Here is a 26,879-nt window from a genome sequence, read left to right as displayed (position 1 = left end):
CGGGCTCTGACCTTCTCGAACGATGAAGTTGCGTCAAAGATACAGTTCACCAGTGACTCACTTGTCACTGTGCCAAAACAACGTATGGGTTGAAAAGCCCCCCGGGACACTCGGGGGCTCACAGAGGTGTTTATGTCGCGGTTCCACCTGGGCTTGATCATCAATCCCCTGGCAGGCCTTGGCGGTCCGGCGGGGCTCAAGGGCAGTGATGGCGTAGCCGAACAGGCCCTGGCCCTGGGCAGCCAGCCGCTGGCGGCAATGCGCACGCGCACGGCGCTGGAGTGTCTGCGGGCGGTGCAGGATCGCCTGGAATTTCTGACCTTTCCCGGGCCGATGGGCGCCGACCTGCTGGCCGAGATGGGCTTCAGCTTCCGGGTGGTCGGTGAGTTGGATGAGCGGGTGAGCAGCGCGGCGGATACCCGCAGGGCGGTCGAACAGCTGCAGGATGCCGGCGTTGCGCTGATCCTGTTTGCCGGCGGCGACGGCACGGCGCGGGATATCTGCGCCGCCGTGCGCGAAGGCCAGCCGGTGCTGGGCATCCCGGCCGGGGTGAAGATCCAGTCCGGGGTCTATGCCATCAGCCCGCGCGCCGCTGGCGAGTTGGCCGCACGGCTGATCGAGGGCGGCCTGGTGCGTCTGGCCAGCGGCGAGGTGCGCGATATCGACGAACAGGCCTTGCGCCAGGGCAGGGTGACGGCGCGCTGGTATGGCGAGCTGACAGTGCCGCAAGAGGGCGGTTATATGCAGCAGGTCAAGCAGGGCGGAGTGGAATCCGAAGAACTGGTGCTCAGCGACCTGGCCGACTGGCTGCAGGACAGCTGGGAAGCGGATGTGCGCTACGTCTTCGGCCCAGGTTCGACCCTGCACGGCCTGGCGCAGAACCTCGGGCTGGAGACCAGCTTGCTCGGCGTCGATGTGATCGAGAACGCCCAGGTGATTGCCCGCGATGTCACCGAGGCGCAGTTGTTCGGGCTGGTGGCCGAGCATCCGGCGCGCCTGCTGGTCACCGCCATCGGCGGCCAGGGCCATATCATCGGTCGCGGCAACCAGCAGATCAGCCCGCGGGTGCTGCGCGCCATCGGCCTGGATCATCTGCGCGTGGTGGCGACCAAGCGCAAGCTGGGCACCCTGGAAGGCCGGCCGCTGCTGGTCGATAGCGGCGATGTGCAGCTGGACGATGCCTTTCCCGACGTGGTACGGGTATGGGCCGGCTATAAGGAAGAGTTGTTGTACCCCGTGGGGCGGTGAGGGCCAGGGCTGGCTGGCCGACAAGGCTTTAGTCCAAGTGCCTGGCGAGGCGCGGGCTGGGCCGGTTACGCTGCTGCTGGCCATGATTACCCTGGCTTGATGGGCGTCGCACCGGACAGGTCAGGCGCAGGAGCTGGATATGACGGATGCAAAACTTCCTCCTTTCATTCAGCCGGGCGAGCGCGTGGTGCTGTTCGACGGGGTGTGCAAGCTGTGCAACGGCTGGGTCAGGTTCCTGATCCGGCATGACCCGCAGCAGCGCTTTCGCCTGGCCGCGGTGCAGTCGGTCCAGGGCCAGGCGCTGCTGGCCTGGTTCGGCCTGCCCACCGAGCGATTCGACACCATGGCTTTGGTCGAGGAGGGCAAGTTGCTGGTCCGCTCGGACGCGCTGCTGCGCATCGTTGCCCAGCTGCCTGGGCCCTGGCGCTTTTTGGCCTGGCTGCGGGTCATCCCCCGGCCGGTGCGCGACTGGTGTTACGACCGTATTGCGCTCAATCGCTATCGGCTGTTCGGTCGTTATGAAAGCTGCCTGCTGCCGAGCGCCGACCACGCACGGCGTTTTCTTCAGCACTGATAGGGCTGAGCGTTCAGCTCGACCCGCTTGATCTATAGCTGATTAGCCCCCATCTAGCAGGGGTACGGCCTTTCGCGCGGCATAGGCGGCGCCTTCTATAATCTCAGGGCTGACCTGCCCAGCAGCGAGTAACCATGGTTTCGATCCTGTCTTCCCGTCAGCGCAATGCCCTGCGCATGGCCTGGCGTTTCGTCGCACCCTATCGCTGGCGCGTGATCGGCGCCTTGCTGGCGCTGATGTTTACCGCGGCGATCACCCTGTCCATGGGCCAGGGTATCAAGCTGCTGGTCGATCAGGGCCTGGCGACTCAGTCGGCGCAGGCACTGCAGCAGTCGATCGGGCTGTTCTTCGTGCTGGTGCTGGCCTTGGCCGTCGGTACCTATACCCGGTTCTACCTGGTGTCGTGGATCGGTGAGCGCTTCGTCGCCGATATCCGCAAACGGGTGTTCAATCACCTGATTGATCTGCATCCGGGCTTCTATGAAAGCAACCGCAGTTCGGAGATTCAATCGCGCCTGACCGCCGACACCACCCTGTTGCAGTCGGTGATCGGCTCCTCGCTGTCGATGGCGTTGCGCAATGTGATCATGCTGATCGGCGGCAGCGTGCTCCTGGTGGTGACCAACCCCAAGCTCAGTGGCATCGTGCTGCTGGCGTTGCCGCTGGTGGTCGCGCCCATCCTGATTTTCGGCCGGCGGGTACGCGCGCTGTCGCGTCTGAGCCAGGACCGGGTCGCCGATGTCGGCAGCTATGTCGGCGAGGTGCTCGGGCAGATCAAGACGGTGCAGGCCTACAACCACCAGGGTGAAGACAAGCGGCGCTTCGGCCTGTCGGCGGAGGCGGCTTTCGACACCGCACGCAAGCGCATCAAGCAGCGCGCCTGGCTGATCACCGTGGTCATCGTGCTGGTGCTCGGCGCGGTCGGGGTGATGCTCTGGGTTGGCGGTATGGACGTGATCGCCGGGCGCATTTCCGGTGGTGAACTGGCGGCGTTCGTCTTCTACAGCCTGATCGTCGGTGGCTCGTTCGGCACCCTCAGCGAGGTGATCGGCGAGTTGCAACGCGCCGCCGGTGCCGCCGAGCGCATCGCCGAACTGCTACAGGCCCGTAATGAAATCACCCCGCCGGCCGAGCCGGTGGCGCTGGCGCAGCCGCTGCAGGGCCGTATCGAGTTGCAGGGGCTGCGTTTCGCCTATCCGTCGCGCCCGGGCAGTTTTGCCGTGGATGGCATCGACCTCAAGGTCGCACCGGGGGAAACCCTGGCCCTGGTCGGGCCGTCGGGGGCGGGCAAGTCGACCTTGTTCGATCTGCTGCTGCGCTTCTTCGATCCGCAACAGGGGCGCATCCTGATTGACGGTGTGCCGATTCAGCAGCTCGACCCTCGCGAACTGCGCAGTAGCTTTGCCCTGGTGTCGCAGAACCCGGCGCTGTTCTTCGGCTCGGTGGCGGACAACATTCGCTACGGCAGAACCGACGCCAGCCATGCCGAGGTCGAAGCCGCGGCCAAGGTCGCCCATGCCCATGAGTTCATCATGCAGCTGCCCGAGGGCTACCAGACTCACCTGGGCGATGCCGGTCTCGGCTTGTCTGGCGGTCAGCGCCAGCGCCTGGCCATCGCCCGCGCACTGCTGGTGGATGCGCCCATCCTGCTGCTCGATGAAGCCACCAGTGCACTGGATGCCGAGAGCGAACACCTGATCCAGCAGGCCCTCCCACGCTTGATGCAAGGGCGCACCACCCTGGTGATCGCCCATCGCCTGGCCACGGTGAAAAGCGCCGACCGCATCGCGGTGATCGAGCAGGGCAAACTGATAGCGATTGGCAAACACGCTGAACTGGTCGCAAGCAACCCGCTGTATGCGCGCCTGGCCGAGCTGCAGTTCAGTCATGACGAGGTGGAGTCCGCGGTTTAGAGAGGGCGACCTTTCGGCCTGATGGTCGCCGCCGCGCCAGCCGAGGCGAGGATGATCGCGCCGATCGCCAGCCATTGGTTGAACGCCAGCCGCTCGCTGAGGAACAGCAGGCCGGAGAGGGCGGCGATGGCCGGCTCCATGCTCATCAGGATGCTGAAGGTGCGCGCCGGCAAACGGGTCAGGGCGATCATTTCCAGGCTGTAAGGCAGTGCCGACGAGAGCACCGCCACCCCCAGGGCGATGGGCAGCAGGTCGAGGGTAAACATGCTGCTGCCCGCGTGCCACACACCGATCGGGAAGACCAGCAAGGCGGCGACTATGGTGCCCAGGGCGACGGTTTGCCGACCGTGCTCGGCCCCGGCTTTCTGGCCAAAGATGATGTACAGCGCCCAGCACAGGCCGGCACCCAAGGCCAGGGCCATGCCCAGGGGGTCGAGCTGGACATCGGCTTGCGCGCTGGGCAGCAGCAGCCAGAGGCCGAAGACCGCCAGGGCGATCCAGGCAAAATCCAGCAGCCGCCGCGAAGAGAGCAGCGCCAGGCCCAGCGGGCCGGTGAATTCCAGGGCCACGGCGATGCCCAGCGGGATGGTCTGCAGCGACAGATAGAACAGCAGGTTCATGCTGCCCAGAGCCAGGCCGTAGGCCACCAGTGAGCGGCAAGAACGCAGGGTCAGGCGTGCCTGCCAGGGGCGCATCAGGACACACAGGATCAAGGCGGCCAAGCCAAGGCGCAGTGCAGTGGTGCCAGTGGCGCCGATCAGCGGGAACAGGCCTTTGGCCAGGGAGGCACCGCTCTGGATCGAGGTCATGGCGATCAGCAACAGCATGATCGGCAGAATCACCAGGGCAAAGTGCGATGAGCGCAGCATTTGGTTGTTCCACGATGTTGAGGGGCATAAACAAAAAAACCGGCCATCAGGGCCGGTTTCTCAGGCGCTGATTACCTTAGCGGTATTCGCACAGGTAGGCGGTGTCGACTGCCACCTTGAGCTGAAACTTGCTGTTGGCCGGCACGGTGAAGTTGCTGCCACTGGTGAAGGTTTCCCAGTTGTCGCTGCCTGGCAGTTTGACGGTCAGGGCACCGGCGACCACATGCATGATTTCCAGCTTGTCGGTACCGAACTCGTATTCGCCGGCGGCCATCACGCCAATGGTGGCGGGGCCTTCAGCCATACCGAAGGCGATGGATTTGACGGTGCCGCCGAAGTATTCATTGACTGTGAACATGTGCAATTGCTCGCATGGGCTGAAAAGACCGGCAAGTATGCCCAAGCCGCGGCGGTGCGTCATCTGCTTTGCTGGGCCTTAGAGCGGTAGCACCAGGGGCAGCAGCCGGGCGGTGTTGCGAGCATCGGTGAGCGCCCGGTGTTGCTCGCCGCTGAATCGCAGGCCGGCCAGTTGCAAGGCGGTAGTGAGACCGACCGAGCGAGGTAACTGACGGGCTTCGGCAAAGCGCCGCTTAAGGTTGAGATGGGGGATCTGACTCAGGCAGCTGACCAATTGGCAGTGCTGCCAGTCTTGCTCGAACTGGCGGCGGTCGTACTCGCCCCAGCTGGCCCAGCCGACCAGGTGCGGCTGATGATTCAGCAGCCAGTGCTCGAACTGCGGCCAGACACCGGTCAGCGGCGCCGCAGCATCAACATCGGCCTGGCTGATATGGGTGAGCTCGCGGCAGAACCGGGTCAAGTGCGGCCGCCGTACTGGGCGCACGAAACGCTGGAAGTGATCGACCTCATGCCCGGCGGCGCCGACCAGGCTGGCGCCAATCTCGATGATCTCCATGTCTTCCAGCGGCCAACCCCCTTCCTCGGTGGTGGCTTCCAGGTCGATGACCAACCAATGTCCCATAGGTCCTCCGTTGTTTAGGGGCTAGCCTCGTCAGTCAAATGGCCGAACAGACCACTTGAACGTGAGCGCGAAGCTTTTCTGGCTCGCTAAGTCGCATGTTAGGCTGAGTATCCCTGAATTCGGAGGTGTGTATGGCGAAGGTAGCCTTTATCGGGCTGGGCGTAATGGGTTATCCGATGGCGGGACACCTGGCACGCAGCGGACATCAAGTGTGTGTGTATAACCGGACGCCGGCCAAGGCTGCGCAGTGGTTGGCCGAGTTTGCCGGCAGCAGTGCGCCTACCCCGCGTGAAGCGGCCCAGGGTGCCGAGTTGGTGATGGTCTGCGTGGGCAATGACAATGACTTGCGCGGCGTGGTGTTGGGCGCGGACGGCGCCTTTGCCGGCATGACGCCGGGTGCCGTGTTGGTCGATCACACCACCGCCTCGGCCGATGTCGCCCGTGAACTGGCAGCCATGGCCGCCGAGCTGCAACTGGGTTTCCTCGATGCGCCGGTGTCTGGCGGCCAGGCCGGTGCGCAGAATGCTGCGCTGACGGTGATGGTGGGCGGCGAAGCGGCTGTCTATGCGCGTGCCGAACCGGTGATTCAGGCATACGCTCGCATGGTGCGCCTGATGGGCGCGGCCGGCAGTGGGCAACTGACCAAGATGGTCAACCAGATCTGCATTGCCGGTCTGGTGCAGGGATTGTCCGAAGCGCTGCATTTTGCCCAGTGTGCCGGCCTCGACGCCCAGGGGGCGATGGAGGTGATCAGCAAGGGCGCCGCGCAATCCTGGCAATTGGAAAATCGTCACAAGGCCATGCTGGCTGGTGAGTTCGATTTCGGTTTTGCCGTCGACTGGATGCGTAAGGATCTGTCTATCCTGCTCGAAGAGGCGCGGCACAATGGCGCGCAATTGCCGGTTACGGCACTGGTCGACCAGTTCTATGCCGATGTCCAGGCCATGGGCGGCGCACGCTGGGATACCTCCAGCCTGATTGCCCGCCTGAAGGTGCCGAACAAGCCCTGAAGCGCTCGCCTGCTCGTGGCGCCTCCCGACATTTGCTTGACGCCTGGAGGCGACCTCGCGCTGGCGCTTGATGTTTCTACCGGCGCAGGATCAGGCGTTCAGGGCTCGGCCGGCTGCCGTTGCAGTGCGCCATGGCGGTCTTGACTGGTCGCCACGCGATTGGCGTATAACCGGCTGTGGTAGGCATTCTGCTGGCTATACTCCAGCTGCAGCCAGCTTGGAACGGTTGTGTTAGTCCCATCGTTAGATGAACAAGGCAGGCGCTCTTCATGGATGATCAGTTGATGTTTTTCGATGATGAAGTTGCCACTACCCCAGATAAACCTGTCTGGCGGGTACTGGCAATTGACGATGATGTAGACTTTCAGCGCGCCACGGCATTCGCCCTCAGTGAGATCGAAGTTCTCGGTGGGCGTATCGAATTGCAACAGGCCTTCAGTTACCGCGAAGCCTCGATGATGCTGGCCGATGAGCAAGATATCGCCCTGATTCTGCTCGATGTGGTGATGGAGACCGATGATGCCGGCCTGCGCCTGGTCAAGGCTCTGCGCGAGGTAATCGGCAATGCCGAGACACGCGTGGTCTTGCTGACTGGCGAGCCGGGAATGGCGCCGGTGCAGGAGGTTATGCGTGATTACGATATCAATGATTACTGGACCAAGAGCGAACTGACCGCCGAGCGCTTGCTCACGGTGTTGACTGCAGGCGTTCGCGGCTACTCGCAGTTGCGCGCGGTGGCTCGAGCGCGGCGCGGCTTGCAGATGATTGTGGAGTCGAGCAATTCGCTGTTCTGCTCGAAGAACACCCGCGAACTGTCGGCCAAGATTCTCTCGGAAATCGCCTTGCTGCTCGATCTGCAGGCCGAAGGCATTGTCTGCGTGCGGGCGGATGAGGGTGAGCCGGGCGCGGTGCCCGCTGTGCGCGTCGTCAGCGCCAACGGCCGCTTTTTCGGTAGCATCGATGGCGATATCGACAGTCTGGATGACCCTGATGTGGTGGCTGCCTTGCGCCGCAGCCTGCATGAGCAGCAGACCTTGCGCGTGGATAACTGCACAGTGCTGTTTTTTTCGCGCTACCAGGCTGGGGCCGACTACGCCTGTTATGTCGCCACCGAGCGGTCGCTCGATGATACCGAGCTGGAGTTGCTCAAGGTGTTCAGCGCCAGCATCAGTCGCGGCCTGTACAACGTTGCCTTGTTCAGTCGCCTGGAGGAGATGGCGTACCAGGATGATTTACTGAAGATACCCAATCGCAACGCATTGATCCGCCTGCTGGAGATGACACTGCAGAGCGAGGCGAAGGCCGAGTGGGCCATGGTGCTGATCGATATTGATAACTTTTCCGGTGCCAACACTGCTTTCGGTACCGGTTATGGCGACTTCATCCTTGGCCTGGTGGCAAAAAAGCTGCGCGATGCCTTCCGCGGCAATGTCTTGATTGCTCGGGTCAGGGACGACCTGTTTGCCATTCTCGGGCCGGAGTCGCAGGTGCGTGCGCCGGAAATTGTAGCGTTGTTTCATCGTCACAACCGGGCCTATGAGCTTGGCCAGGTGCACAGCCTGAGCAGCGTCACCATGCGTCTGGTTGATTTTACCGGCAGCGCCAGTGTGGCCTTGCAGGATGCCCTGCTGACGCTCAAAGAAGCCAAGCGGCTTGGCCACAACCAGCATGCAGTCTATGACCCCAGGCTGCAGAGAGCTCATGCCGAGTCCTATCGGATGCTGTTGTCGCTGCGCGATGCGGTTGACGCCGGGCGCATCAGTATCGAGTTGCAACCACAAATTGATTTGCGCAGCCGTGCCGTCACTGGGGTCGAGGCGCTGGCTCGTTGGCGTCAGGCCGATGGCAAGATGGTGCCGCCGTTAACCTTCATTCCCCTGGCCGAGGCGACGGGTTACATCATCCCGTTGGGTGATTTGCTCTTGCGCTTGGCGCTTCAGGCTGCCCGGCAATTGGTTGATGCCGGCTATCCGCAGATTCGCGTGGCGGTCAACGTCTCGGCACCGCAACTGTTGCAGCACGATTTTATTGAGCGGTTTTCCCATCATGTGCAGGTGGCGGGTGTGCAGCCGCAACAGGTCGAGGTGGAAATCACCGAGTCGGTGGCCATGCGCTCTTTCGAGACGGTCTGCAAGCAATTGACGGCGTTGCAGCAGATGGGCGTCACCGTGGCCATCGACGACTTTGGCACCGGCTTTTCCTCCTTGAGCTACTTGCGGCTGCTGCCGGCCGACCGCTTGAAGATCGACCGCAGTTTTGTCGAGGAGATCGGCGAGGCTGCCGATCGGCACATGATTGCCGAAGCGGTGATCCAGATTGCGGCCCGCGTTGGCATGCAGGTCATCGCCGAAGGTGTGGAAACCCAGCAGCAGGCTGACTGGATCTTGCAGCATGGTTGCGTGGAAGCGCAGGGCTATTTATTTGCCAAGCCAATGCCCTGTGCGGATTTGCTGGATTGGCTCGGAACCTGGCCGGGGCAAGTGGCCTGATGCTGCGGCAAGGGTGGCGCACCTTGCGCCAGGCCGCGCCGGTACGCCGCAATTTGCTGCTGCTGTTTCTGCCCTGGGCGTTATTGATTCTGTTGCTGACGGCCTTGCTCTATGAGCGATTGCTGGCTGCTAAGCTCGATCCGCTGTTACATGATCAACAGAGCAGCTTGACCGAGGGTGTCGGGGTGCTCAACCGGCACCTGGCCACTCAGCGCGGCAACCTCAAGTTCCTCAGCCTGCAGCCGCTATTGGCCAGAGTGCTGGACGAGTCGACCCAGGATAACCTGCATGCTCTGGGTCAGTTGTTTCTCGAATTTTCCGCAAGCACCGGGGTTTACGATCAGATTCGCTGGCTAGACGAATACGGCATGGAGCGGGTGCGTGTCGATCTGCGGGAAGGGCAAGCTACGCTGCGCGATTCCGCCCAGTTGCAGAACAAGGCCGACCGCTATTATTTCGCGGAGACCATGGCGCTACCGGCAGGAGAGATTTTCCTCTCGCGTTTTGATCTCAATCTGGAGTTTGGTGTAGTCGAACAGCCGTTCAAGCCCACTCTGCGCGCCGCTACGCCGGTGTTCGACCGACAAGGCAAGAGGCGCGGCGTCCTGCTGTTGAACTACCTCGGGCAAGGCTTGTTGTCCCGCTTGAAGCAGGTTTCCGACGCATATGGTGACACGCTCAGTCTGGTCGATTCTGAGGGTTATTGGATGCTCGCAGCCGATCCAGAAGATGCCTGGGGCTTTATGCGTGATCGGGCCGAGGTGAGTATGGTCAAGCGGCATCCGCGCAGTTGGCGGCAGATGCAGGCGCAGAGCAGTGGGGCATTTGACGACAGCGATGGCTTCTGGGCCTTCACTCATTTCAACCCGCGGGAGCAGGATGCCCGGTCGAAGCAGCTTGGAGACAATTGGTTGCTGGTTTCCCACTTGCCATACGAGCAAGTGCAAATGCTGCGCGTCGGGGTGTTGTGGCAAGTGCTGCTGTTCGCCTGCGTCATGCTGAGCTTGGGCATGGTGGTGGTATTGCGTCTGGCGTTGGCAGAACTTGAGCGAGATCAGGCGCTGGAGGATCTGCAGTCGAGCGGCCTGGAGTTGGCGCAGAGCAATGGTGAGCTGCGTGAGGCTGTCGAACAGTTGCAGCGTACCCGGGGCGCCTTGTTACAGGCTGACAAGCTTTCTTCCCTGGGGACCATGGTGGCTGGAGTCGCGCATGAGCTGAATACGCCGATTGGTGCTGTCAGTGTTGCCGCCTCGACCCTGCGCCAAGGAGGTCAGGAGTTGCAGAAGAGTTTCACTGAGGGCTTGCAGCGTTCAACCCTGGAACGGTTTTTGCGTCGTAATGACGAAGGATTGACGATCATTCTTGGCAACGTAACACGTATGGCGCAATTGACCCGGGCTTTCAAGCAACTGGCCAGTGATCGGGCCAGTACAGAGCGGCGCACCTTCGATCTGGTCGAATTGGTGCGTGAGGTGATGCTGGTTTTCGCGCTGAAATTAAAGCAGTCGCCCCATCGGGTCATCTTGGACTTGCCCGCGAGCCTGATGCTCGACAGTTATCCGGGGCCGCTCGGGCAAATCCTGCAAAACTTGATCGACAATGCCCTGATCCATGCCTTTGCGCCGGGAATGCAGGGGGTCGTGCGGGTTCGGCTCGACCACGATTCTGTGACGCGTCGTTGTCTGATCGAGGTGCAGGATAACGGTTGTGGCATGAGCGGCGAGGTGCTGGCGAAGATTTTCGACCCGTTTTTTACCACGCGCCGCGGTCAGGGTGGCACTGGCCTGGGCTTGCACATCACCCATCAGCTGGCCGTGGATATTCTTGGCGCTGAACTGCAAGTGCTCAGCTCGCCGGGGCAGGGCAGCCGGTTTCGCCTGCACCTGCTCGTGGCTTGACTCCTGTAGCGCATCGCACTGTTTACCCAGATTGCTGTCGGTCGAGTAACATCGGCGTGCCGTTTTGATTTTGTCGAGGTTGTGCCGTCATGCAATGCCGTGCTGGATGTGGTGCCTGTTGTATTGCTCCTTCGATCAGTTCGTCTATCCCCGGTATGCCGAATGGCAAGGCGGCAGGCGAGCGTTGCATTCAGCTTTCCCCAGAGAATTATTGCGCTCTGTTCGGTAAGGCGGAGCGACCGGCGGTGTGCTCGGCGTTTTTGCCTGATCCAGATGTCTGTGGTTCTCGTAATGAAGAGGCGATCCAGCTGCTTGGCTGGCTGGAACAGCAGACCGCTCTGGCGAGCTGAGGGCGGGGTCAAAGTGAGGGGCTGGCAATGAGGAGGGCGCTGGTGGGCATGCTTTTATCCGCTGGGGCGCTGCTGGCGGTGGCCAGTCCCTTGCAGGTTGAGGGCTGGCGCCTGGTCAAGGATCAAGCGGGTATCCAGGTATTCCTGGGCAAGGTGCCAGGTTCAAAGTACCAGGCGTACCGCGGCATTGTCAGGCTCAAGGCGGATATGCCGACCTTGTTGGCGATGCAGGAAGATGTCAGCGGTTCCTGCGCCTGGATCTATGCGTGTCGAGAGCAAAGGCTGCTCAAGCATGAGGGCGGGCAAAGCTGGATCTATAGTCGTTTCAATATGCCGTGGCCGGTCAGGCCGCGCGATGCAGTGTTGCGGGTAACCACCCGGCAAGGTGTCGATGGCAGTGTCACCCGTATTCTCAGTGGTGTTGCCGATTACTTGCCGGAGCAAAAGGGCTGGGTGCGGGTGAGCAAGGCCGAAGGCTATTGGGCGTTTATCCCGAAAGCGGCTGGTGAAGTCGAGGTGATTTACCAGATGCATAGCGAGCCGGGAGGCAGCGTACCTGCTTGGTTGGCCGGTAGTTTTGTGGTGGATGCACCCTACAACACGCTCGAAGCGCTAAGGCAGCGAGTTATTCGCCCTGTGAATGACTCTGGATGTAAAAAAGGCTGCCAGTGGCAGCCTTTTTAGTGCTTCGATAAACGCCGAAGCTTATTTCTTTATGTCACGTTGCGTGTAGCCGGTGTACAGCTGGCGCGGGCGGCCAATCTTGTACGGGCTGGAGAGCATTTCTTTCCAGTGCGAGATCCAGCCGACGGTCCGCGCCAGAGCGAAGATTACGGTGAACATGCTGGTTGGAATACCAATTGCCTTGAGGATGATGCCCGAGTAGAAATCGACGTTCGGGTAGAGTGAACGCTCGATGAAGTAAGGGTCGGTCAGGGCGATCTCTTCCAGGCGCATGGCCAGTTCCAGCTGCGGATCATTGGTAATGCCCAGCTCTTTCAGGACCTCATCGCAGGTCTGCTTCATCACGGTAGCGCGCGGATCACGGTTCTTGTAAACGCGGTGACCAAAGCCCATCAGCTTGAACGGGTCGTCCTTGTCCTTCGCTTTGGCAATAAAAGCGTCGATGTTCGAGACGTCGCCGATTTCATCCAGCATGGCCAGCACTGCTTCGTTGGCGCCACCGTGGGCCGGGCCCCAGAGCGCGGCAATGCCGGCGGCGATGCAGGCGAACGGGTTTGCACCCGATGAACCAGCCAGGCGTACGGTCGATGTCGAGGCGTTCTGCTCATGGTCGGCGTGGAGGATGAAGATCTTGTCCATCGCGCTGGCCAGCACCGGGCTGATCGGTTTGATCTCGCACGGGGTGTTGAACATCATGTGCAGGAAGTTTTCCGCGTAGTTGAGGTCGTTACGCGGGTACATCATCGGCTGACCCATGGAGTACTTGTAGGTCATGGCGGCGAGGGTCGGCATCTTGGCGATAAGGCGCATGGCCGATACTTCGCGATGATGCGGGTTCTTGATGTCCAGGGAGTCGTGATAGAAGGCGGAAAGGGCGCCAACCACACCACACATGATGGCCATTGGGTGAGCGTCGCGGCGGAAGCCGTTGAGGAAGTTCTTCAGTTGCTCGTGAACCATGGTGTGGTTCTTGATGGTGCTGACGAACTTGGCTTTTTCTTCTGCATTAGGCAGTTCGCCGTTGAGCAGCAGGTAGCAGGTTTCCAGGTAGTCGGACTGCTCGGCCAGCTGCTCGATGGGGTAGCCACGGTGCAGCAGAATGCCCTGATCACCGTCAATATAGGTGATCTTCGACTCGCAAGAGGCGGTGGACATAAAGCCAGGATCAAAAGTGAAACGGCCCGTGGCGGTTAAGCCCCGCACGTCTACTACATCGGGACCAACGGTGCCGGTTAAAATGGGCAGCTCGACGGGGGCTGCGCCCTCGATGATCAACTGCGCTTTTTTGTCAGCCATGTGTGGCCTCCTAGTTATGCTTGAAATCATCTGACGGCCCCCCACGCAGGGCCCGCATCACTATAGTGAGATAAATTCGAAAGTCAATTTGGGAAAACCCAGGCGGCAGAAGGGTTTGCGGGCTATTTTTTGCGGGAGATGGCGCTGTTTACGCCAATTGAATGGGGTGTGCAATGAGCCATTAGGCGCAGGCCTTTGCACTGTCAATAGCGACCTATTTCGTTGTCATTAGCGACCTAACTGTCTATACTCTGCGCCCGACCACCAAGGGCTTTGGGCCCTCATTCTGGTGGTTGTCACTCCTTGGGTGATGGGTACCTGACCAGTGCACTTCCCGACAACTTTGCCCTGATGGTTAGGGCTCTCAGTGTGATAAAAAAAGCCGTGAATAGCCAACGACCTGTAAACCTCGACCTTAGGACTATCAAACTCCCAGTCACCGCTTACACGTCCATTCTTCACCGTATCTCCGGTGTCATTCTCTTCGTCGGTATTGCCGTGCTGCTCTACGGGCTCGACAAGTCGCTGATGTCAGAGGAAGGCTTTGCCGAGGTGAAAGAATGTCTGACCAGTCCGCTGGCCAAGTTCGTGATCTGGGGATTGCTGTCCGCTCTGCTTTACCACTTGGTGGCCGGAGTTCGCCACTTGATCATGGACATGGGTATCGGTGAGACGCTGGAAGGCGGCAAGCTGGGCTCGAAGATCGTTCTCGTCGTTTCGGCGGTCGTGATCCTATTGGTGGGGGTGTGGATATGGTAACCAACGTCACGAACTTCTCGCGTTCAGGTCTCTATGACTGGATGGCGCAGCGTGTGTCTGCTGTCGTTCTCGCGGCTTATGTGCTGTTTTTGCTCGGCTATATAGTAGCTAACCCCGGTATGGGTTATGCCGAGTGGCATGCTCTGTTCTCCAATAACGCAATGCGTATTTTCAGTCTGCTGACTCTGGTAGCGCTCAGCGCGCACGCCTGGGTTGGTATGTGGACAATTTCCACCGACTACCTGACGCCTATGGCGCTGGGTAAGTGGGCGACTGGTGTGCGTTTCCTGTTCCAGGCGGCGTGTGGCATTGCCATGTTCACGTTCTTCGTCTGGGGCGTGCAGATTTTTTGGGGTAACTGATTCATGACTATTCGTACTCTTTCTTATGACGCCATCATCATTGGTGGCGGCGGCGCGGGTATGCGCGCAGCGCTGCAGCTGGCTCAAGGCGGCCACAAGACCGCTGTAGTTACCAAGGTGTTCCCAACCCGTTCGCACACTGTGTCCGCCCAGGGTGGTATCACTTGCGCCATCGCTTCGGCTGATCCAAACGACGATTGGCGCTGGCATATGTACGACACCGTCAAGGGTTCCGACTATATCGGCGACCAGGACGCTATCGAGTACATGTGCTCCGTCGGCCCGGAAGCCGTGTTCGAATTGGAGCATATGGGGCTGCCGTTCTCGCGTACCGAGCAGGGCCGTATCTATCAGCGTCCGTTCGGCGGTCAGTCCAAGGACTTCGGTAAGGGTGGTCAGGCCGCTCGTACCTGTGCCGCCGCCGACCGTACCGGCCATGCGTTGCTGCACACCCTGTATCAAGCCAACCTGAAAAGCGGTACCTCGTTCCTCAACGAGTGGTACGCAGTCGACCTGGTGAAGAACCAGGATGGCGTGATTGTCGGTGTGATTGCCATTTGCATCGAAACTGGCGAGACCGTGTACATTCGCTCCAAGGCCACAGTGTTGGCCACCGGTGGTGCAGGCCGTATTTATGCCTCGACCACCAACGCCCTGATCAATACCGGTGACGGCGTGGGCATGGCCCTGCGTGCCGGTGTTCCGGTGCAAGACATTGAGATGTGGCAGTTCCACCCGACCGGCATTGCCGGCGCCGGTACCCTGGTGACCGAAGGTTGCCGTGGCGAAGGTGGCTATCTGATCAACAAGCACGGTGAGCGTTTCATGGAACGCTACGCGCCGAACGCCAAAGACCTGGCTGGCCGCGACGTGGTTGCGCGCTCCATGGTCAAGGAAATCATCGCCGGCAACGGCTGTGGTCCGGATGGCGATCACGTGATGCTCAAGCTCGATCACCTCGGCGAAGAGGTGCTGCATAGCCGCCTGCCGGGTATCTGCGAGCTGTCCAAGACCTTTGCCCACGTCGACCCGGTGCTTGCGCCTATTCCAGTCGTGCCGACCTGCCACTACATGATGGGCGGTGTGCCGACCAATATTCATGGTCAGGCCATCACGCAGGATGCCAACGGTAACGACAAGATCATCGAAGGGTTGTTTGCCGTGGGCGAAGTGGCCTGCGTGTCGGTGCACGGTGCTAACCGTCTGGGCGGCAACTCGCTGCTCGATCTGGTGGTATTCGGTCGTGCCGCAGGCATTCACCTGGAGCGCACCCTGAAAGAAGGTGTCGACTACCGTAACGCCTCCGAGACTGATCTCGAGGTGTCGCTCAAGCGTCTGTCCGGCGTCAATGAGCGCACCACCGGCGAAGACGTAGCGCCGCTGCGTAAAGAGCTGCAAACCTGCATGCAGAACTATTTCGGGGTATTCCGTACCGGCGAATACATGCAGAAAGGCATCGAGCAACTGGTCGGTCTGCGTGAGCGGATCGCGAACGTCAAGATCGCGGACAAGAGCCAAGCCTTCAACACTGCGCGTATCGAAGCGCTGGAACTGCAAAACCTTCTCGAAGTGGCCGAGGCGACTGCGGTGGCTGCGGAGGTTCGTAAAGAATCCCGTGGTGCCCATGCCCGCGAAGACTTCGAAGATCGTGATGACGAGAATTGGCTCTGCCATTCCCTGTACTTCCCGGGTGAAAAGCGCGTTGCCAAGCGCGCTGTGAACTTCTCGCCGAAGACAGTTCCGACGTTTGAACCCATGATTCGGACTTATTAAGGGTGGCGGATATGTTGCAAGTCAGTGTTTATCGTTACAACCCGGAGCAGGATGCTGCGCCGTTCATGCAGGATTTCCAGATCGACACCGACGGCAAGGACATTATGGTTCTTGACGTACTGGCGCTGATCAAAGAACAGGATGTGACCTTTTCCTACCGTCGCTCCTGCCGTGAAGGTGTGTGTGGCTCCGACGGCATGAATATCAACGGCAAGAACGGCTTGGCCTGTATCACCCCGCTATCGGCGGTGGTAAAGGGTGGCAAGCTGGTGATTCGTCCTTTGCCGGGTTTGCCAGTCATTCGTGACTTGGTCGTCGATATGAGCATCTTCTACAAGCAATACGAGAAGGTGCAGCCGTATCTGCAGAACGATACACCGGCTCCGGCCATCGAACGCCTGCAAACGCCGGAAGAACGCGAGAAACTGGATGGCCTCTACGAGTGCATCCTCTGTGCTTGCTGTTCGACCAGCTGCCCGTCGTTCTGGTGGAATCCGGACAAGTTCCTCGGTCCCGCTGCGTTGCTGCAGGCTTATCGTTTCCTGGCCGACAGCCGTGACACCAAGACCGAAGAGCGCCTGGCTGCATTGGATGATCCGTTCAGCGTGTTCCGTTGCCGCGGCATCATGAACTGCGTGAATGTTTGCCCTAAAGGTCTTAATCCGACCAAGGCGATCGGCCACGTACGCAACATGCTGTTGCAGAGCGGTATCTGATTCAAATGCTCTACCTGTGACACCCTGCGGTGCTGGTTTGAAGTCAGCGTCGCAGTCTAGCCAGAGCCGCAGCTCACAAAGCCGTGGCTCTAACTTTGAAAAATATGACGACCAGCAGGGGCATCCGGGCTGGTGCCCGGACTATCTGCGGGATCCGTGGTGGCTTTACCGAAGTCGCTGCTTCAAGACTTCGGAAGCCTGAACGGTTTCTTCGCCGGTGGTGTCCCCTTACCGAGGGTGACCAAGCATGCAAGAAAGCGTGATGCAGCGCATGTGGAACAGTGCCCACCTATCCGGTGGTAACGCTGCCTATGTGGAAGAGCTCTATGAGCTTTACCTGCACGATCCCAACGCTGTGCCCGAAGAGTGGCGCACCTACTTTCAGAAGTTGCCGACAGATGGCAACGCTGCTACTGATGTATCGCATTCTACCGTTCGCGATCACTTCGTGTTGCTGGCGAAAAACCAGCGCCGCGCCCAGCCGGTGTCCGCCGGTAGCGTGAGCAGTGAGCACGAGAAGAAGCAGGTTGAAGTCCTGCGCATGATTCAGGCATTTCGCATGCGTGGCCATCAGGCTGCCCAGCTCGATCCGCTTGGTCTGTGGCAACGCCTTGCTCCGGCTGATCTGTCGGTCAATCACTATGGCCTGACCGATTCCGACCTGGACACGACCTTCCGTACCGGCGGTCTGTTCATCGGCAAGGAAGAGGCGAGTCTGCGTGAAATTCACGAAGTCTTGCAGCAGACATATTGCCGCACCATCGGTGCCGAGTTCACCCACATCGTCGATTCCGAGCAGCGCAACTGGTTTGCCCAGCGCCTGGAAAGTGTGCGTGGGCGTCCGAACGTTTCGACCGAGGTGCAGAGCCATCTGCTTGAGCGCCTGACAGCTGCCGAGGGTCTGGAAAAATACCTGGGCACCAAGTATCCGGGTACCAAGCGTTTCGGTCTGGAAGGGGGCGAGAGCCTGATTCCGCTGCTCGATGAAATGATCCAGCGCGCCGGTTCTTATGGCACCAAGGAAATCGTCATCGGCATGGCCCACCGTGGCCGCCTCAACGTGCTGGTCAATACGTTCGGCAAGAACCCGCGTGAACTGTTCGACGAGTTCGAGGGCAAGAAGCAGGCCGCCCTCGGTTCCGGTGACGTCAAGTATCACCAGGGTTTCTCCTCCAACGTCATGACCGCCGGCGGCGAAGTCCACTTGGCCATGGCATTCAACCCTTCCCACCTGGAGATTGTCTCCCCTGTGGTCGAGGGTTCGGTGCGTGCGCGTCAGGATCGTCGCAACGATAGCAGTGGCGACAAGGTTCTCCCGGTTTCACTACACGGCGACGCGGCATTTGCCGGTCAGGGTGTGGTGATGGAAACCTTCCAGATGTCCCAAACCCGTGGTTTCAAAACGGGTGGCACCATTCACATCGTGATCAACAATCAGGTCGGCTTCACCATCAGTAACCCGGAAGATTCGCGCTCCACCGAGTACTGCACCGACGTGGCGAAGATGATCCAGGCGCCGATCCTGCACGTGAATGGCGATGATCCGGAAGCGGTGCTGTTCGTCACCCAACTGGCCGTCGACTATCGCATGCAGTTCAAGCGCGATGTGGTGATCGACCTGGTGTGTTACCGCCGTCGCGGGCACAACGAGGCCGACGAGCCGAGCGGCACCCAGCCGATGATGTACCAGCAGATCAGCAAGCAGCGCACCACCCGTGAACTGTATGCCGAAGCGTTGACCGCTGCCGTTAGCCATTCAGTGGATGACGTGCAGATCAAGATCGATGACTACCGCACCGCGTTGGACAATGGCCAGCATGTGGTCAAGAGCCTGGTCAAGGAGCCGAACAAGGAGTTGTTCGTCGACTGGCGCCCGTACCTGGGCCATACCTGGACCGCGCGTCACGACACCCGCTTCGAACTCAAGACCCTGCAAGACCTGTCCGCCAAGCTGCTGGAAATTCCAGAGGGCTTTGTTGTCCAGCGTCAGGTCGCGAAAATTCTCGAAGACCGTCAGAAAATGGGTGCCGGTGCGCTGTCGATCAACTGGGGCTACGCCGAAACCATGGCCTACGCCACCCTGTTGTTCGAAGGTCACCCGATCCGCATGACCGGCCAGGACATTGGCCGTGGCACCTTCTCGCACCGTCACGCGGTGTTGCATAACCAGAAGGAGCCCGGATCGCACGTACCGCTCAAGCACCTGTACAGCGGTCAGCCGCGTTTCGATCTGTACGATTCGTTGCTGTCGGAAGAAGCCGCGCTGGCGTTCGAATACGGTTACGCCACCACCAAGCCGGATGCTCTGGTGATCTGGGAAGCCCAGTTCGGCGACTTCGCCAACGGTGCCCAGGTGGTGATCGATCAGTTCATCACCAGTGGCGAGCATAAGTGGGGTCGACTCTGTGGTCTGACCATGCTGTTGCCGCATGGCTATGAAGGGCAGGGCCCGGAGCACTCTTCCGCGCGTCTCGAGCGCTTCCTGCAGTTGAGCGCCGAACACAACATCCAGGTGTGCGTGCCGACCACGCCGGCGCAGGTCTACCATATGTTGCGCCGCCAGGTGATCCGCCCACTGCGCAAGCCTCTGATCGCCCTGACTCCGAAGTCGTTGCTGCGCCACAAGCTGGCCATCTCGACCCTGGAAGAACTGGCCGAAGGCTCGTTCCAGACCGTGATTCCGGAGATCGATGCCATCGATCCGAAGAAGGTCGAGCGCGTCGTCCTGTGCAGCGGCAAGGTTTACTACGACCTGCTGGAGAAACGTCGTGCCGAGGCTCGCGAAGATATCGCCATCGTGCGTATCGAGCAGCTCTATCCGTTCCCGGAAGAAGATCTGGCCGAAGCGCTCGCGGCGTACAAGCACCTCAAGCACATCGTCTGGTGTCAGGAAGAGCCGATGAACCAGGGTGCCTGGTATTGCAGCCAGCATCACATGCGTCGCGTCGCCACTGCGTACAAGAAGACTCTGTTCCTCGAGTACGCCGGTCGCGAAGGCTCAGCTGCCCCGGCCTGCGGTTACGCTTCGATGCACGCCGAGCAGCAGGACAAACTGCTGCAAGACGCCTTCACCGTTTAACGCCTTTGCGCAAGAGGCGGCCTGATGAGGCCGCCTCGTAGAAGAAACCGAATTTAAGGAACCACACAGAATGGCTATCGAGATCAAAGCCCCTACTTTTCCGGAATCGGTTGCCGACGGCACCGTGGCCACGTGGCACAAGAAGCCGGGCGATGCGGTTAAACGCGACGAACTGATCGTCGACATCGAAACCGATAAAGTAGTGATCGAAGTGCTGGCCGAGGCCGACGGCGTCCTCGCCGAAATCGTCAAGAACGAAGGCGACACCGTCCTCAGCAATGAACTGCTGGGTACCTTGAGTGAAGGTGCTGCTGCTCCTGCACCAGCTGCCGCGGCACAGGCTGCCGCACCTGCCGCTGCCGCTCCGGGTGTTGCGGGCGATGAGCAAATCCTCTCGCCGGCCGCGCGCAAGCTGGCCGAAGAAAATGGCATCGACCCGAATAGTATTGCCGGCACCGGCAAGGGCGGTCGGGTAACCAAGGAAGACGTGGTCGCTGCGGTTGAAGCCAAGAAAAATGCACCGGCTGCTGCGCCTGTCGCCAAAGCTGCCGCCCCAGCTGCTGCACCGGTATTCGCCGCTGGTGACCGGGTCGAGAAGCGCGTGCCAATGACTCGCTTGCGTGCCAAGGTTGCCGAGCGTCTGGTTGACGCTCAGTCCTCCATGGCCATGCTGACTACCTTCAACGAAGTCGACATGACCGAAGTCATGGCGCTGCGTTCGAAATACAAAGACCTGTTCGAGAAGTCGCACAACGGGGTGCGCCTGGGTTTCATGTCGTTCTTCGTCAAGGCCACCACCGAAGCGCTGAAGCGTTTCCCGGCGGTTAACGCCTCGATCGACGGCAGCGACATCGTTTACCACGGCTACTCCGATATCGGCGTTGCCGTATCGAGCGACCGCGGCCTGGTGGTGCCGGTACTGCGCAATGCCGAGCTGATGAGCTTGGCTGAAATCGAAGGCGGCATCGCGACCTTCGGCAAGAAGGCCAAAGACGGCAAACTGTCGATCGACGACATGACCGGTGGCACGTTCACCATCACCAACGGTGGTACCTTCGGTTCGATGATGTCGACGCCGATCGTCAACCCGCCGCAAGCCGCCATCCTGGGTATGCACAATATCCTTCAGCGCCCGATGGCCATCAACGGTCAGGTAGTTATCCGTCCGATGATGTACCTGGCGTTGTCCTACGACCACCGTCTGATTGATGGTAAGGAAGCCGTGACCTTCCTGGTGACCATCAAAAACTTGCTGGAAGACCCGGCTCGCCTGCTGCTGGATATCTAAGCCAGTCTCTCCCAAGGTGGCCCCCGCAAGGGGCCGTCCGGTTTATTCGAGAAGGAATCATGTATGACCCAGAAATTTGACGTGGTAGTCATCGGTGCCGGCCCTGGCGGCTATGTAGCCGCCATCAAGGCTGCTCAACTCGGTCTGAAGACCGCCTGCATCGAGAAGTACCAGGACAATGAGGGCAAGATCGCGCTCGGTGGTACCTGCCTGAACGTCGGTTGCATTCCGTCCAAGGCGCTGCTGGACAGCTCCTGGAAGTATCACGAAGCCAAAGTAGGCTTTTCCATCCACGGTATCGAGGCCAAGGGCGTCAGCATTGACGTGCCGGCGATGGTTGCCCGCAAGAGCAACATCGTCAAGAACCTCACCGGCGGTGTCAGCACGCTGTTCAAGGCCAACGGTGTGACCCTGCTCGAAGGTCACGGCAAGTTGCTGGCCGGCAAGCAAGTGGAAGTTACTGCGCTGGACGGCACCACTCAGGTGGTTCAGGCCGAAAACGTGATTATCGCATCGGGCTCCAAGCCGATCGACATTCCGCCAGCCCCGGTCAACTACGACACCATCGTCGATTCGACCGGCGCCCTGGAATTCCAGAGCGTGCCCAAGACCCTGGGCGTAATCGGCGCTGGCGTGATCGGCCTGGAACTCGGTTCGGTATGGGCCCGTCTGGGTGCTGATGTCACCGTCATCGAAGCTCAGGACAAATTCCTTCCGGCTGCCGATGAACAGATCGCCAAGGAAGCCCTGAAGACCTTCACCAAGCAGGGCTTGAAGATTCGCCTGGGCGCGCGCCTGACCGCTTCCGAGGTGAAGAAGAAGCAGGTCACCGTCAGCTTCACCGACGCCGAAGGCGAGCAGCAGATGACCTTCGACAAGCTGATCGTTGCGGTCGGCCGTCGTCCGGTAACCACCGATCTGTTGGCCACCGACAGCGGTGTCGATCTGGACGAGCGTGGCTTCATCTACGTTGACGACCAATGTGCCACCAGCGTACCGGGCGTTTACGCTGTCGGCGACGTGGTTCGTGGCGCCATGCTGGCACACAAGGCCTCGGAAGAGGGCGTGATGGTTGCCGAGCGCATCGCCGGGCACAAGGCCCAGATGAACTACGACCTGATCCCGTCGGTCATCTATACCCATCCGGAAATTGCATGGGTAGGCAAGACCGAGCAGCAGCTCAAAGGCGAGGGCGTCGCCGTCAATGTCGGTACCTTCCCGTTCGCCGCCAGTGGCCGCGCCATGGCTGCCAATGACACCGGTGGCATGGTCAAGGTGATTGCCGATGCCGCGACTGACCGCGTGCTGGGTGTACACGTAATCGGCCCGAGCGCCGCCGAGTTGGTCCAGCAGGGCGCAATCGGTATGGAGTTCGGCACCAGCGCCGAGGATCTGGGAATGATGGTCTTCTCCCACCCGACGCTGTCCGAAGCGCTGCACGAAGCGGCGCTGGCCGTGAATGGCCATGCCATCCACGTCGTCAATCGCAAGAAGCGCTAAGTAGTCGTTTTTAGGTCGCCACGCCGGATGCTGTCTGCAGTTCACCGGTACTGGCGACGTTGCAAGAAGAACCACGGCGGGTTGCCCGCGCAGAGCCCGGCTCTGCGCGGAATGTCGTCGGACTGCTCGTGAAAGCAGTCACAGGTGGTGCGGCATCACAAGTGCAGCACCGAATGCGCAATACCTAACGAAGACGGTAGACAAGCATGAATCTCCACGAGTATCAGGGTAAGCAGCTGTTCGCTGAATACGGCCTGCCCGTATCCAAGGGTTTCGCCGTAAGCACTCCGGAAGAAGCCGCAGAAGCCTGCGACAAAATTGGCGGCACCGAGTGGGTCGTCAAGGCTCAGGTACATGCCGGGGGCCGCGGTAAAGCGGGCGGCGTGAAGTTGGTCAAGAGCAAGGAAGACGCCAAGGCCTTCGCCGCCAACTGGCTGGGCAAGCGTCTGGTGACCTACCAGACTGATGCCGCCGGTCAGCCGGTCCACCAGATCCTGGTTGAGTCCTGCACCGACATCGCCAAAGAGCTGTATCTGGGCGCGGTAGTCGATCGCTCCAGCCGTCGCATCGTGTTCATGGCGTCCACCGAAGGTGGCGTGGACATTGAGAAGATCGCTCACGATACCCCTGAGAAAATTCTCAAGGCCACTATCGATCCGCTGGTCGGCGCACAGCCGTTCCAGGGCCGCGAGCTGGCATTCCAGCTGGGCCTGGAAGGCAAGCAAGTTGCTCAGTTCGCCAAGATCTTCGTCGGCCTGGCCAAACTGTTCAAGGATCACGACCTGGCGCTGCTGGAAGTGAACCCGCTGGTGATCAAGGCTGACGGCGACCTGCACTGCCTCGATGCCAAGATCAACATCGACGCCAACGCCATGTACCGTCAGCCTAAGCTGAAGACTTTCCACGATCCGTCGCAAGACGATCCGCGTGAAGCGCACGCTGCCAAGTTCGAACTGAACTACGTAGCACTGGAAGGCAACATCGGTTGCATGGTCAACGGTGCTGGCCTGGCCATGGGTACCATGGACATCGTCAACCTGCATGGCGGCAAACCAGCCAACTTCCTCGACGTGGGCGGCGGCGCGACCAAAGAACGCGTAACCGAAGCGTTCAAGATCATCCTGTCCGACTCTAACGTCGCGGCAGTATTGGTCAACATCTTCGGCGGCATCGTTCGTTGCGACATGATTGCCGAAGGCATCATCGGCGCAGTGAAAGAAGTCGGCGTGAAAATCCCGGTGGTTGTTCGCCTTGAAGGCAACAACGCTGAACTGGGCGCTAAAGTACTGGCAGAAAGCGGTTTGAACATCATCGCTGCTACCAGCCTGACCGACGCTGCTCAACAAGTCGTCAAAGCTGCGGAGGGCAAATAATGAGCGTCCTGATCAACAAAGACACCAAGGTTATTTGCCAGGGTATTACCGGTTCGCAGGGTAGCTTCCACACCCAGCAGGCCATCGAGTACGGTACCCAGATGGTTGGTGGCGTAACGCCGGGCAAAGGTGGCACTACTCACCTGGACCTGCCTGTTTTCAACACTGTGAAAGAAGCTGTAGCCGCGACTGGCGCCACCGCCAGCGTGATCTACGTCCCGGCTCCTTTCTGCAAGGACTCCATCCTTGAAGCAGCGTTCGGCGGCATCAAGCTGATCGTGTGCATCACCGAAGGCATTCCGACCCTGGACATGCTGGATGCCAAGGTCAAGTGTGACGAGCTGGGCGTGGTCCTGATCGGCCCTAACTGCCCAGGCGTGATCACTCCGGGCGAGTGCAAGATCGGCATCATGCCGGGCCACATTCACCTGCCAGGCAAAGTAGGCATCGTGTCGCGTTCCGGCACCCTGACTTACGAAGCTGTCAAGCAGACCACTGACGCCGGTTTCGGTCAGTCGACTTGCGTCGGCATCGGCGGTGACCCGATCCCGGGCTCCAACTTCATCGACATCCTGAAGCTGTTCCAGGAAGACCCGAAGACCGAAGCGATCGTGATGATCGGTGAGATCGGCGGTTCGGCTGAAGAAGAAGCCGCTGCCTACATCAAGGCCCACGTGACCAAGCCGGTGGTGTCCTACATCGCTGGTGTGACTGCCCCTGCGGGCAAGCGCATGGGCCACGCCGGTGCCATCATCTCCGGTGGCAAGGGCACTGCGGACGAGAAGTTCGCTGCCCTGCAAGACGCCGGTGTGAAGACCGTGCGTTCCCTGGCTGACATCGGTAAGGCCCTGGCCGAACTGACCGGTTGGGAAGTCAAAAACGCCTAAGCGTTGCTGACCCCCCTGAAAGGCCGCCTTCGGGCGGCCTTTTCTATTTGCGGCCCGCTGAATTGTCGCCGAAGCGACAGCTAGGTATGCCGGTCGGACAGCCTGACCTTCGGCCCTGCCGCAGAACAGGCAAATTCGTTAGGCTTGCAACTATTCGCGCCCAGACTGCCACAAGCGGTGAGCGGCGTATCAGGGCTCAGCTCAACGCGCTGGGTGACGTTTCCCCCGATCCCTCGGGAAACCCTCGGAACTCATGACTCTCTGCCTGTGGTATTTCCCTCTATGAAACGTTTGAAAGGCCCGGACATCCTGGCACTTGGCTTTATGACCTTTGCGCTGTTCCTCGGCGCTGGCAATATCATCTTCCCACCCAGTGCGGGCATGGCTGCCGGCGGCAATATCGGCCTGGCGGCGCTGGGCTTCCTGCTCACCGGAGTGGGCTTGCCGCTGCTCACCATAGTCGCGTTGGCGCGGGTTGGCGGTGGCATGGCGCTGCTGACCGCGCCACTGGGTAAGCGCGCCGGAGTGCTGTTCGCCGTTGCGGTGTACCTGGCGATTGGCCCCTTGTTCGCCACCCCGCGTACCGCCGTGGTCTCGTTCGAGATGGGCATCGCGCCTTTTACCGGCAACGACGGCACGCCGCTGCTGCTTTACAGCCTGGCGTACTTCGCCGCGGTGATGTTTCTCTCGCTCAATCCCGGGCAGCTGGTCGAGCGCATCGGCAAGTACATCGCTCCGGTGCTGCTGGCCGCGCTGCTGGTGTTGGGCGGTGCCGCCTTTACCCTGCCGGCTGGCGAGATCGGCCAGACGGCGGCAGCCTACCAGGCTGCGCCCTTTGTACAGGGCTTTCTGCAGGGCTACCTGACCATGGATACCCTGGGCGCGCTGGTATTCGGCATCGTGATCGCCACCGCCATCCGCGATCATGGCATTACCGATGGCAAGCTGATAACCCGCTATTCGGTGATCGCCGGATTGATCGCCGCTGCTGGGCTGTCGCTAGTGTACCTGGCGCTGTTCTATCTCGGCGCGACCAGCCAGGGCATTGCCGGTGAGGCGCAGAATGGCGTACAGATTCTCACCGCCTATGTGCAACACACCTTCGGCACCGCCGGCAACCTGTTGCTGGCGGTGGTGATCACCCTGGCCTGCCTGACCACTGCCGTAGGCCTGCTGACCGCCTGTGGTGAGTTCTTCAGCGGCCTGCTGCCGGTGTCCTACCGTGTGGTGGTGCTGAGTTTTGGGCTGTTCAGCCTGCTCGTCGCGAACCAGGGCTTGACCCAGTTGATCAGCTTCTCCATCCCAGTACTGGTTGGTCTCTATCCGTTGGCTATCGTGTTGATCGCCCTGAGCCTGCTCGACGCCTTGTGGCTATCGCCACGTAGGGTGTTTGTGCCTGTCATGGCGGTAACGCTGATCTTCGGTGTGGTCGACGGGATAGGCGCCGCAGGCTTCAGTCAGTGGTTGCCAGCGCTGTTCAGTAAATTGCCGTTGGCCGGACAGAGCCTGGGTTGGCTGGTGCCGGTGCTGGCCACCCTGCTGCTGGTGGCAGTGCTGGATCGCTGCCTGGGCAAGCCGCAGAGCGTGCTGGCCTAAAACGCCCTGCCAGCGTCCCTCGGCAGGGGCACTGGCACTGCTGGTTTCACTCCAAACGCGGCCAAGCACTGTTAACCAGTGCCGCTGCCCAGGTTTCAGCTTGGCTGCGGCTCTGGCTCATGACCCCGGCGGCTCTCTGCGCGCCGAGGTTGGTGCCCAGTTCGCCGGCGGCGTCCTTGCGCGCTTGATCAATCAGGCGCAGCAGGCCTGCCGGTCACCTTGCGCCGAATGGCGAC

22 protein-coding genes are annotated in these 26,879 nt (G+C 60.5%); 18 read left to right on the top strand and 4 right to left on the bottom strand.

Annotated elements, in window-relative coordinates:
• The first annotated feature begins 132 nt into the window (after positions 1 to 132).
• The 3 genes from PH586_RS04865 (at position 133) to PH586_RS04855 (ending at position 3,735) form a co-directional block, all read left to right on the top strand.
• Complete coding sequence (locus tag PH586_RS04865) at positions 133 to 1,248, top strand: ATP-NAD kinase family protein (RefSeq protein WP_271346650.1); 1,116 nt, start codon at positions 133 to 135, stop codon at positions 1,246 to 1,248.
• A 139-nt stretch (positions 1,249 to 1,387) separates the two neighbouring features.
• A complete protein-coding gene (locus PH586_RS04860; RefSeq protein WP_271346649.1) occupies positions 1,388 to 1,822 on the top strand; it encodes a thiol-disulfide oxidoreductase DCC family protein in 435 nt (144 codons plus the stop codon).
• 134 nt (positions 1,823 to 1,956) lie between these two features.
• Positions 1,957 to 3,735 carry an ABC transporter ATP-binding protein/permease gene (locus PH586_RS04855; protein WP_271346648.1) on the top strand — a complete coding sequence of 593 codons (1,779 nt, stop codon included), beginning with the start codon at positions 1,957 to 1,959 and terminating at the stop codon, positions 3,733 to 3,735.
• Here the strand turns inward: PH586_RS04855 and rhtA are convergent.
• The 3 genes from rhtA to PH586_RS04840 all read right to left on the bottom strand — a co-directional run bounded on the left by rhtA (position 3,732) and on the right by PH586_RS04840 (position 5,583).
• The gene (gene rhtA / locus PH586_RS04850) at positions 3,732 to 4,604 is read right to left on the bottom strand and encodes a threonine/homoserine exporter RhtA (protein ID WP_271346647.1); all 873 of its coding nucleotides are present in this window, start codon (positions 4,602 to 4,604) and stop codon (positions 3,732 to 3,734) included. The genes PH586_RS04855 and rhtA overlap by 4 nt on opposite strands.
• A gap of 76 nt (positions 4,605 to 4,680) precedes the next feature.
• Positions 4,681 to 4,962 (bottom strand): pyrimidine/purine nucleoside phosphorylase, encoded by a 282-nt coding sequence (gene ppnP / locus PH586_RS04845; RefSeq protein WP_271346646.1) that lies wholly within the window; start codon positions 4,960 to 4,962, stop codon positions 4,681 to 4,683.
• Between the two features lie 78 nt (positions 4,963 to 5,040).
• The gene (locus PH586_RS04840; protein ID WP_271346645.1) at positions 5,041 to 5,583 is read right to left on the bottom strand and encodes an exonuclease domain-containing protein; all 543 of its coding nucleotides are present in this window, start codon (positions 5,581 to 5,583) and stop codon (positions 5,041 to 5,043) included.
• Between the two features lie 131 nt (positions 5,584 to 5,714).
• On the opposite strand from PH586_RS04840, the gene PH586_RS04835 reads away from it, so the two are divergent.
• From PH586_RS04835 to PH586_RS04815, 5 genes are all read left to right on the top strand, one after another.
• Complete coding sequence (locus tag PH586_RS04835) at positions 5,715 to 6,593, top strand: NAD(P)-dependent oxidoreductase (protein ID WP_271346644.1); 879 nt, start codon at positions 5,715 to 5,717, stop codon at positions 6,591 to 6,593.
• Positions 6,594 to 6,862: 269 nt separating this feature from the next.
• Entirely contained in the window at positions 6,863 to 9,082 is a 2,220-nt protein-coding gene (locus PH586_RS04830; protein WP_271346643.1) for a putative bifunctional diguanylate cyclase/phosphodiesterase, read from the top strand.
• Positions 9,082 to 10,980, top strand: coding sequence for a sensor histidine kinase (locus PH586_RS04825; protein ID WP_456300312.1), 1,899 nt, complete (start codon positions 9,082 to 9,084; stop codon positions 10,978 to 10,980). Before PH586_RS04830 ends, PH586_RS04825 begins: the two co-directional genes overlap by 1 nt.
• A gap of 89 nt (positions 10,981 to 11,069) precedes the next feature.
• The gene (locus PH586_RS04820; RefSeq protein WP_271346641.1) at positions 11,070 to 11,330 is read left to right on the top strand and encodes a YkgJ family cysteine cluster protein; all 261 of its coding nucleotides are present in this window, start codon (positions 11,070 to 11,072) and stop codon (positions 11,328 to 11,330) included.
• Between the two features lie 27 nt (positions 11,331 to 11,357).
• Complete coding sequence (locus tag PH586_RS04815) at positions 11,358 to 12,014, top strand: START domain-containing protein (protein ID WP_271346640.1); 657 nt, start codon at positions 11,358 to 11,360, stop codon at positions 12,012 to 12,014.
• 21 nt (positions 12,015 to 12,035) lie between these two features.
• Here the strand turns inward: PH586_RS04815 and gltA are convergent, their stop codons facing one another.
• Entirely contained in the window at positions 12,036 to 13,310 is a 1,275-nt protein-coding gene (gltA, locus tag PH586_RS04810) for a citrate synthase (protein WP_271346639.1), read from the bottom strand.
• A gap of 372 nt (positions 13,311 to 13,682) precedes the next feature.
• Between gltA and sdhC the strand changes: the two genes are divergently transcribed.
• From sdhC to brnQ, 10 genes are all read left to right on the top strand, one after another.
• Positions 13,683 to 14,069 carry a succinate dehydrogenase, cytochrome b556 subunit gene (sdhC, locus tag PH586_RS04805; protein ID WP_271347048.1) on the top strand — a complete coding sequence of 129 codons (387 nt, stop codon included), beginning with the start codon at positions 13,683 to 13,685 and terminating at the stop codon, positions 14,067 to 14,069.
• The gene (gene sdhD / locus PH586_RS04800) at positions 14,063 to 14,431 is read left to right on the top strand and encodes a succinate dehydrogenase, hydrophobic membrane anchor protein (RefSeq protein ID WP_238041857.1); all 369 of its coding nucleotides are present in this window, start codon (positions 14,063 to 14,065) and stop codon (positions 14,429 to 14,431) included. The genes sdhC and sdhD overlap by 7 nt, the downstream gene beginning before the upstream one ends.
• 3 nt (positions 14,432 to 14,434) lie before the next feature.
• Entirely contained in the window at positions 14,435 to 16,204 is a 1,770-nt protein-coding gene (gene sdhA / locus PH586_RS04795) for a succinate dehydrogenase flavoprotein subunit (RefSeq protein ID WP_271346638.1), read from the top strand.
• Positions 16,205 to 16,215: 11 nt separating this feature from the next.
• Entirely contained in the window at positions 16,216 to 16,920 is a 705-nt protein-coding gene (locus PH586_RS04790; RefSeq protein WP_271346637.1) for a succinate dehydrogenase iron-sulfur subunit, read from the top strand.
• Between the two features lie 247 nt (positions 16,921 to 17,167).
• Positions 17,168 to 19,999: a 2-oxoglutarate dehydrogenase E1 component gene (locus PH586_RS04785; protein WP_271346636.1), complete on the top strand. Its 2,832-nt coding sequence runs from the start codon at positions 17,168 to 17,170 to the stop codon at positions 19,997 to 19,999.
• A gap of 70 nt (positions 20,000 to 20,069) precedes the next feature.
• The gene (gene odhB, locus PH586_RS04780) at positions 20,070 to 21,287 is read left to right on the top strand and encodes a 2-oxoglutarate dehydrogenase complex dihydrolipoyllysine-residue succinyltransferase (RefSeq protein ID WP_271346635.1); all 1,218 of its coding nucleotides are present in this window, start codon (positions 20,070 to 20,072) and stop codon (positions 21,285 to 21,287) included.
• Positions 21,288 to 21,350: 63 nt separating this feature from the next.
• Entirely contained in the window at positions 21,351 to 22,787 is a 1,437-nt protein-coding gene (gene lpdA / locus PH586_RS04775) for a dihydrolipoyl dehydrogenase (RefSeq protein WP_271346634.1), read from the top strand.
• A gap of 206 nt (positions 22,788 to 22,993) precedes the next feature.
• On the top strand, positions 22,994 to 24,160 hold the full coding sequence (gene sucC / locus PH586_RS04770; RefSeq protein WP_238041480.1) for an ADP-forming succinate--CoA ligase subunit beta: 1,167 nt from the start codon (positions 22,994 to 22,996) through the stop codon (positions 24,158 to 24,160).
• Positions 24,160 to 25,047 (top strand): succinate--CoA ligase subunit alpha, encoded by an 888-nt coding sequence (sucD, locus tag PH586_RS04765; RefSeq protein ID WP_238041479.1) that lies wholly within the window; start codon positions 24,160 to 24,162, stop codon positions 25,045 to 25,047. The genes sucC and sucD overlap by 1 nt, the downstream gene beginning before the upstream one ends.
• Before the next feature lie 282 nt (positions 25,048 to 25,329).
• Positions 25,330 to 26,643 carry a branched-chain amino acid transport system II carrier protein gene (gene brnQ, locus PH586_RS04760; protein ID WP_271346633.1) on the top strand — a complete coding sequence of 438 codons (1,314 nt, stop codon included), beginning with the start codon at positions 25,330 to 25,332 and terminating at the stop codon, positions 26,641 to 26,643.
• Positions 26,644 to 26,879 lie beyond the last annotated feature (236 nt).

The organism is Pseudomonas aestuarii (assembly GCF_027988105.1).
Classification (GTDB): domain Bacteria; phylum Pseudomonadota; class Gammaproteobacteria; order Pseudomonadales; family Pseudomonadaceae; genus Aquipseudomonas; species Aquipseudomonas aestuarii.
The sequence above is the reverse complement of the archived record's forward strand: the minus strand, read 5'-3'. Positions and strand labels throughout refer to the sequence as shown.